The organism is Anaerotignum sp., from assembly GCF_030625865.1.
In the GTDB taxonomy this organism is placed as follows: Bacteria; Bacillota; Clostridia; order Lachnospirales; family Anaerotignaceae; genus Chakrabartyella.
On record NZ_DAOUQB010000063.1, the window covers coordinates 1 to 8178 of the forward strand.

Annotated in this window: 6 protein-coding genes and 1 rRNA gene; all 7 read left to right on the forward strand. The window is 40.7% G+C overall.

What is annotated here, in order from left to right; all coding sequences use genetic code 11:
- Nucleotides 1-1189 (forward strand): hypothetical protein (locus P9Q65_RS12575; protein WP_330695391.1); only part of this gene is annotated, 1189 nt, incomplete at its 5' end.
- 295 nt (nt 1190-1484) lie between these two features.
- Complete coding sequence (locus tag P9Q65_RS12580; RefSeq protein ID WP_304509815.1) at nt 1485-3032, forward strand: VanW family protein; 1548 nt, start codon at nt 1485-1487, stop codon at nt 3030-3032.
- Nucleotides 3033-3102: 70 nt separating this feature from the next.
- Complete coding sequence (locus P9Q65_RS12585; protein WP_304509816.1) at nt 3103-4101, forward strand: AIR synthase family protein; 999 nt, start codon at nt 3103-3105, stop codon at nt 4099-4101.
- Nucleotides 4102-4131: 30 nt separating this feature from the next.
- Nucleotides 4132-5304, forward strand: a complete 1173-nt coding sequence (locus P9Q65_RS12590) for an aminotransferase class I/II-fold pyridoxal phosphate-dependent enzyme (RefSeq protein ID WP_304509818.1) — start codon at nt 4132-4134, stop codon at nt 5302-5304.
- Between the two features lie 280 nt (nt 5305-5584).
- Nucleotides 5585-6895 (forward strand): hemolysin family protein, encoded by a 1311-nt coding sequence (locus tag P9Q65_RS12595; protein WP_304509820.1) that lies wholly within the window; start codon nt 5585-5587, stop codon nt 6893-6895.
- 123 nt (nt 6896-7018) lie between these two features.
- The gene (locus P9Q65_RS12600; protein WP_304509821.1) at nt 7019-7753 is read left to right on the forward strand and encodes an NAD-dependent protein deacylase; all 735 of its coding nucleotides are present in this window, start codon (nt 7019-7021) and stop codon (nt 7751-7753) included.
- Nucleotides 7754-8105: 352 nt separating this feature from the next.
- Nucleotides 8106-8178 (forward strand): 16S ribosomal RNA (locus tag P9Q65_RS12605); the annotation flags it as partial.

Consider the following 8178-nt stretch of genomic DNA (forward strand, 5'->3'; position numbering starts at 1 on the left):
GTACAAGCCACTTTTATCAAAGATGCAAGATGCGGGGATCACCCTATCTTCTGTGGCTGTTGGCGGCGGGGCAGATACAAATCTATTGCGCAGGTTGGCGACAGAAGGAAATGGGCGCTACTATTTTACGGATGAATTTACAGATTTACCTAGCATTTTTGCTAAGGAAACCTTGTTGGCGGGGAAAGAGTATCTGAATAATCGTGAATTTTATCCCGAGCAAAAGGATGCATCGGCAATTTTATCAGATATAGCTTCTGTTCCTACCTTGGGCGGTTATGTTGGAACAACTGCCAAAAGTCGGGGAGATATGGTTTTAATTAGCGATCGGGAGGAACCGATTCTTGCCGCATGGCAATATGGATTGGGCAGAACGGTGGCATGGACACCTGACGTCGGTGGGAGATGGACAAAGGATTGGTTGGCAGCAAAAGAAGGAAGCGAGATATTAAGAAATACGGTGGGCTGGGTAATCAACGCCCAAATGTCTCAGGAAATGGAGCTGACTGCTGAAAGCGGAGCCATGAAAAGCAGTATACGCTTAGCAATGCCGTTTGACGAAAGTATTCAAAAAATTGAGACAAGCATACTAAACGCTCAGGGTGAAGAATTTAAAGCTCAATTAACGATGACCGCTCCTGGGATTTATGAAGGGGAAATTGCAACGGCGGATGAAGGAGCCTATGCTGCAAACCTTTCCATTGAAAAAGAAGGGGAAACGGAGCACTATAATACGGGGTTTGTGCTTTCCTATCCTCCTGAATATGATATTTCGAGAAAGGGTACGGGCACTTCCTTATTGCAGCAAATTGTAGCGGCAAGTGGAGGAAGAATATTGGAAAACGGCAGCCAAGTATTTGAGGCACAGCCTACGGCTGTTATTAGTCAAAGGGATTTGACCATGTTTTTTATGTTATTAGGTCTATTTTTATTTTTAGTGGATATTACCCTAAGACGTTTTTCTGTTTTGGTATTGAAGATAGAGGGATTTACCTTTATGAGAGGACGTCCGTATAAAAAAATGGTGCAAAAGAAGATAAAGCCTAGAGTAAGAGAAAATGATACAAAACAAAATCCACATGAAAACTTAGCTCCGACAATTGAAAAAGAAAAAGAAGCAAAGCAGAATATTGCATTGGAAAGTACAGCTGCAAAATTGGCAGCGGCAAAGAAAAAACGAGAGAATTGAAAAGTTTCCTATAAATGTAATAAAAATGTAATGTTAATTTTGATAAAAATATTGTAATTTAAAAAATACTCCGTTATGATAGATTTATTGGCTGTTTTCAAAAGTACAGCCATTTATATAGCGGCGTATTTTTTTATGCAAATTTTGCCTTTGACGAGTGTTGTCGAAAGAATTTAAGAACTATGGTGCAAAAAGGGCATTTGAAAAGCAAGTTTCATAATAACCCAGACTATAATGGAAATAGGGCGATTATATTTGAATATAGGGGGTAGCCGCAGAATTAGGGGGAGATTGAATGGGAGAGAAAAATGAGGGAAACAATCTAGATAACCGGCCTAAAAAGGCGAAGGCTGGAATTTTTGTTGGTCTTATTATTTTATGTTTATGTTTTGCAGGCGGGTACTTTGTTTATGCTAATAACCAAAACCAAAAAATAAAAGATTTTTTGGCTCAAAGTGGAATTTATGATGGAATTACCATTGATGGAATAGATGTTGGCGGGTTAAGTAAAGAAGAAGCTACGGATTTATTAAACACTACATATGGGGCGAATGCTGCAAGCCAAAAGCTGGTGTTCTTTTATGATGATGAAGAATGGCCCTGTGCCTTCCAAGAAATTGGCGCGGAATATCAAGTGAATAAGGCAGTTAATCTTGCTTATAATTTAGGTAGAACCGGTACGGAAAAAGAAAAAACAAAGGTGGCATCTTCCTTGTTGAAGCATGGAGAAGAAATACCTTTGGAGTTTACATATGATGAAATGAAACTGCAAGATAAGCTGATTGAGGTTGCTGACGAGTTTGAGCAGGAGCCACAAAACAGTACGATGACACGTAGTGGAGGAAAGTTTGTCATTACCGAAGAAGCAGAAGGCCGCAAAATGAATTTGGAAGGTACTATGCTGAATGTGGAGAGTGTATTGGAAAGTAAAAAGGGGGGAAGGGTTGCTATTGTGGCAGATACCACCCAACCTGAAATTACCTATGAAGACAATCAGTATGTTACTGATTTAATTGGATCCTATTCAACAAAATACACGGCCTATGATCAGAATAGAAATACCAATCTGGAAGTTGGCTGTAACTATCTCAACGGTACGATGATTGCACCTGGTGAGGTTTTTTCTGCAATGGAAGGTTTGGGAGAGCAGACGTATGCACGTGGGTATCGAAATGCCGGGGTATATGTAAATGGCAAGGTAGAAGCGGGAATGGGCGGCGGTGTTTGCCAAATTACAACCACATTATATAATGCAGCGATTTATGCAGAATTGGAAATTGTGGAACGATATCCCCATTCCATGACGGTAGGCTATGTTCCTTTGGGCAGAGATGCGGCTGTTGCGGATACATATAAAGATTTAAAAATTAGAAATAACACAGAGTACCCTGTGTATTTGGAGGCATCTGCCATAAATGGCGTGCTGGAAGTGAGTCTTTATGGACACGAAGCACATGATAGTAGGCGAGAAGTTGAGTTTCAAACAGTTTATGAGGGCACAATAGCAAAACCGGATGAAATTGTAACAGAAGACCCGGAAAAGCCGGAAGGAGAACGAGAAATTACTCACAATGGTAGAACCGGTGCCAAGGTTTCTGTTTATAAAATTGTTCGGGAAAATGGCGAACAGGTTAGTAAAGAATGGTTTAGCAGCTCTTCTTATCGAGCAGTTGCCGATGAAGTAACCGTAGGAACGAAAATAACAGAACCTGAAAATAAGCAGGTGGATGCCATAGTTCCGCAGGAACCACAGGAGATGCAGGAACCACAGGAGACACAAGAACCGCAGGAAGAAATTCCTGTAACGGATTTTGTAGATGAAAATTCCTTTGGAATACAATAGTAAAATGAAAAGAAGTGCCTCTGAAAAATATTGCTTCAGGGGTACTTTCTGTACGAAAGGGCTGAAAAAAATGTTTAAGATCGGAAAGATTCCTCCGGAAATATTAGAGTCAATTGTGATGAACCCCATCAGAAAAAACAATGTAAAGCGAGAGGACGTGGTGTTGCGTCCCAAAACAGGTGAAGACTGTTCTGTCATTGATCTGAAGGGGGAGATGTGCGTATTATCCACAGATCCCATTACAGGGGCGGCTAAGGACATCGGATATTTGGCGGTACAGATAAACGGCAATGATATTTTTTCGGCTGGAGCGGAGCCGGTGGGAATTTTGCTGACGGTTTTGCTTCCCGTAGGCAGTGGAGAAGCAGAGCTTGAAGAAATTATGGATGGGGCTTTAAAGGGAGCACAGGAGCTGGGTATCGAAATTTTAGGCGGGCATACCGAGGTTACGGATGCTGTTTGTAAGCCTATTGTTTCTGCGGCGATCATTGGTAAGAGTCAGAAAAGAAAGGTAATCATGACCGGCGGTGCAAAGGTGGGTCAGGATGTGGTTATGACCAAATGGGCCGGACTTGAGGGAACGGCGATTATTGCCAAGGAATATGAGGAAGCACTGACTCAGCGATTGCCTTATGGGGTGGTACAAGCTGCCCAAGACATGAAGGCGTTTCTTTCTGTGGGAAAAGAAGCTAAGATTGCTGGGGAGCATGGAGCAACGGCAATGCATGATGCCACAGAAGGTGGTATATTAGGTGCCGTTTGGGAAGTGGCAGAATGTTCAGGGACTGGCATTGAGGTCTGGGAGGATGAAATTCCCATCAAAGAAGAAACAAAGTTGATTTGTAAGGAAGCCGGGATTGATCCTCTGGGGTTGATTTCCAGCGGAACCATGATTATTGCGACAAATAAGGGAAAAGAGTTAGTGGACAAGTTATCTCAAAATGGCATTCCCGCCGCAGTCATTGGGAAGATATTGGAGAAAGAACGTATTTTGGTTTCAGCAGTTCATGAGAAACAATTGCTGGAGGAACCCAAAAGCGATGCATTATATCAAGTGAAGCTCAAGTAGCAAATGGACATAAGAGAAAGGCTGATGTAAATGAGAGATTTTGTAGCGAAAAACGTATCTGAGTTGCCTCCTTCGGGGATACGGAAATTTTTTGATGTAGTGGCAACTATGTCTGACGTTGTATCTTTAGGGGTTGGTGAGCCGGACTTTAAAACGCCGGAGCATGTAAGAAAAGCGGCTATTGACCTGCTTGAGGAAGGAAGAACAAGGTATACGGCGAATTTGGGGTTGCCTGCCCTAAGAGAGCGTATTTCTCACTATTTGGAAAGACGCTTTCACACGGTTTATGATCCGGCGGATCAAATTATGTGTACCATTGGTGCTTCGGAAGCCATTGACGTGACACTACGTACTATTTTGGAACCTGGGGACGAGGTTTTAGTAATAGAGCCTTGCTATGTTTCCTACAAACCATCTATTATTTTACAGCATGGTGTGCCTGTTGTAGTCACAACGAAGGTGGAAAATGATTTTAAGCTTATGCCAGAGGAATTAGAGATGGCAATTACCCCAAAAACCAAGGCAATTATTTTACCTTACCCCAATAATCCTACAGGGGCGATTATGGAAAAAGAGGATTTGGAAAAGATAGCTCCCATTATTCAGAAGCATGATCTTTTGGTTATTTCTGATGAAATTTATGCGGAGTTGACTTATGGCGGGAAGGATCATGTTTCCATTGCTTCAATTCATGGGATGTATGAAAGAACCATTGTATTGAATGGCTTTTCCAAATCTTTTGCCATGACAGGCTGGCGCTTAGGGTATGCCGCAGGCCCGAAAGCGTTGATTAAGCAAATGAACAAAATTCATGCATATGTGGTAATGAGTGCCCCGGTTATGAGTCAGCAGGCAGCTATTGAGGCATTGCGTGAGGATGCCCTCTGTGATGAGGATATCCGGGTTATGCGAGAGGCTTATGACGAAAGAAGAAAATACTTGCTTGGTGAATTTAATAGACTGGGACTTACCTGTTTTGAGCCTAAAGGCGCATTTTATGTATTTCCCTCTATTCAAAAAACGGGACTTGGTTCAGAGGAATTTTGCGAAAAACTGCTTTTTGAAGGTGGGGTTGCTGTGGTTCCGGGAAATGCTTTTGGGGATAGCGGAGAAGGCTTTATACGTATCTCCTACGCTTATAGCATGGAAGAACTGAAGGTTTGCATCAATAAAATAGAAAGCTTTCTAATGAAAAATAATTAAAAATATGCGGTGTGTGGGGAGGGAGTTCTTCATACACCGTTTTGATTTATACAGTTGTTTTTGCAGATAAATACGATTATTTTCATTCTTATGGGGAAAAGTCGGAAGAAAGTAATGAATTTGAACATGGATGGGACTGTAATGCCAATTTAGGTGTATATTTTTTATTTCACGATAAGATTTTAAATATAAGGGTATACTTTGTCTAAAAAGAGAGTTGTTATAGGCAAGATATACCTTTTTTGTTTGATTTGAGGAGAACGTTAGGAGGAAGTTTTTTATGTTTGTTGGGCCGATTCTATTACAAGTTCTTTTGATAGCATTCAATGCCATTTTTGCAAGTGCAGAAATTGCTGTAATTTCAATGAATGATGCAAAGATGAAAAGAATGGCGATGAATGGAGACAAAAAAGCAAAAAAGCTTCTATCATTAATAGAGCAGCCGGCACGTTTTTTGGCAACGATACAGGTGGCCATTACTTTGGCAGGATTATTGGGGAGTGCCTTTGCGGCGGAGAATTTTGCGGGTGAACTAGCACATTTTTTGCAAAACAAGGGTGTTGATGCTTCTTTAAGCGTTTTACGCTCTTTTTGCGTATTACTGATTACTTTGATTTTGGCATACTTTAATTTGGTTTTTGGTGAATTGGTACCAAAGCGTTTGGCAATGAAAAATGCGGAAAAGCTTGCTTTAGGCATGAGCGGAACGTTGAAAATGGTTTCTAAGTTATTTGCGCCATTGGTATGGCTATTAACGGTATCTACCAATGGAATTTTACGCCTTATGGGCATAGATCCTGAGGATGAAGATGAAATTATCTCTGAGGAAGAAATTTTTATCATGTTGGATCAAGGCAATGAGAGGGGAACCATAGCCCTAGAAGAGAGTACGTTTATTCGAAATATTTTTGCTTTCGATGATATTCCCATTGAACAGGCATGCACCCATCGTGTTGATGTGGTGATGCTGGAAATTGAGGAGGATATGAATGAGTGGGAGAAAACGATTTTAGAAAATCGTTTCACATATTTTCCTATTTGCGGCGAAGATAGGGACGATATTTTAGGTGTTCTTAATACAAAAATTTACTTCCGCATGATAGATAAAAGTAAGGAGCAAGTGATGGAAGAGGCCGTGGAAAAACCCTATTTTGTGCCCGAAATCATGAAAGCAGATGTATTATTACGTAATATGAGGGCAAATAGAAAGCGTTTTGCGGTGCTTTTAGATGAATATGGTGGATTAAGCGGGGTAATTACTTTGCGTGATCTAATCCATCTTTTGATTGGAGATTTACTTGAAGAAACAGAGGAAGAAGAAATTGTTAAAATAGCTGAGGATACATGGCGCATAATGGGAAGTGCTTCCCTAGAAGATGTTAGCCAAAAATTAAATATTCCCTTGCCGCTAGAAGAGTATGAGACTTATGGCGGATTTATTTTTAGTGCCCTTGGGAAAATTCCTGAGGATGGAAGTCAGTTTACTTTTGAAACAGAAAGAATGGAAATCAAGATTAAAAAGGTAAACAATCATCGTATTGGTGAAACGATTGTGAGGGTGCTGCCTAAAATGTCAGAGGATGAGAAATAAATGAAAGAAGGCAGTCGTTGTTGAAGAAATGATTTTAATATGATATACTGTATAGGCACATTATGGAAGTGTTCCTGCTTTTGGATTCTCCCATTTTGCCAAAATTGTCGGGGAGGGGTTTCTTTGGAAGAAAAATTAGAATTGCTAAAAAAGTGGATTCAAGAAAGTGATAATATTGTGTTTTTCGGCGGAGCAGGTGTCTCTACGGAAAGTGGTTTGCCAGACTTTCGCAGTGAAAATGGAATTTTTTCAGCCATCAGTGAGTATGGATACCGACCTGAAACAATTCTTAGTCATTCTTTCTTTCAGAAAAATCCGGAGGTTTTTTTCAAATATTATAAAAAAACTCTTTTGTACCCTGACGCAAAGCCAAATGATTGTCATAAAGCTTTGGCAAAATTAGAGGCAGAAGGGAAACTGAAAGCAGTGATTACCCAAAATATTGATGATCTGCATCAAAAGGCGGGCAGTAAAAATGTTTTGGAGTTGCATGGAACTCTTTATCGAAATTATTGTGTGAAATGCGGACAGGAATATCCTTTGGATTATGTCACCAAGGAGGATGGCATAACACGATGCAGTATCTGTGGGGGTATTGTGCGGCCGGATGTGGTTCTTTACGAAGAAAGCCTAAATGAAGAAACCATTGAAAAATCTGTGGAGCTTATCGCAAATGCTGACGTACTGATTATTGGTGGAACCAGCTTGAATGTTTATCCGGCGGCAGGGCTGATTAACTATTACAGGGGCAATAAAATGGTTTTAATGAATAAGTCTACAACACCATATGACCAAAAAGCGTCTCTGATTATTACCAAAAGCATTGGAGAGGCCTTCCGAGAAATCGTTGATTTTTAAGGCTTTTTGAAAAGAAATAAAAAAAAGTGAAAAAAAGTGAAAATAATGCTTGACAATATGGCATGACTTAGATATAATAAATTCTGCGCTGTGAAAGTGCTGTGAACTTTGAAAATAGAATAGCGTTTGAAAAAACACACAACCCATAGTCAATTCTGTCAGCGAGTTTCGAGCTGTTTACGAAGCGACCGACCAACGCCGCAAGGCGAAAGAGGAAGCGCAGTGGCGAGAAATGAGCGGTTTTTCACGAAGTGAAAAAGATAACCGCAGCTGACAATAAAAAAGACAAAGAGTTTGTCGGTTTCGAAAAAACCGAAAATTAGCCAGATTTGAGACTGGCAGGACAAAACTTTAATTTAAGAGTTTGATCCTGGCTCAGGATGAACGCTGGCGGCGTGCTTAACACATGCAAGTCGAGCGGAGAT

Excerpts from the sequence above, each read along its gene's own strand:
- P9Q65_RS12580 (WP_304509815.1), top strand. The coding sequence starts at position 1,485 with ATGGGAGAGAAAAATGAGGGAAACAATCTAGATAACCGGCCTAAAAAG.
- P9Q65_RS12585 (WP_304509816.1), top strand. The coding sequence starts at position 3,103 with ATGTTTAAGATCGGAAAGATTCCTCCGGAAATATTAGAGTCAATTGTG.
- P9Q65_RS12590 (WP_304509818.1), top strand. The coding sequence starts at position 4,132 with ATGAGAGATTTTGTAGCGAAAAACGTATCTGAGTTGCCTCCTTCGGGG.
- P9Q65_RS12595 (WP_304509820.1), top strand. The coding sequence starts at position 5,585 with ATGTTTGTTGGGCCGATTCTATTACAAGTTCTTTTGATAGCATTCAAT.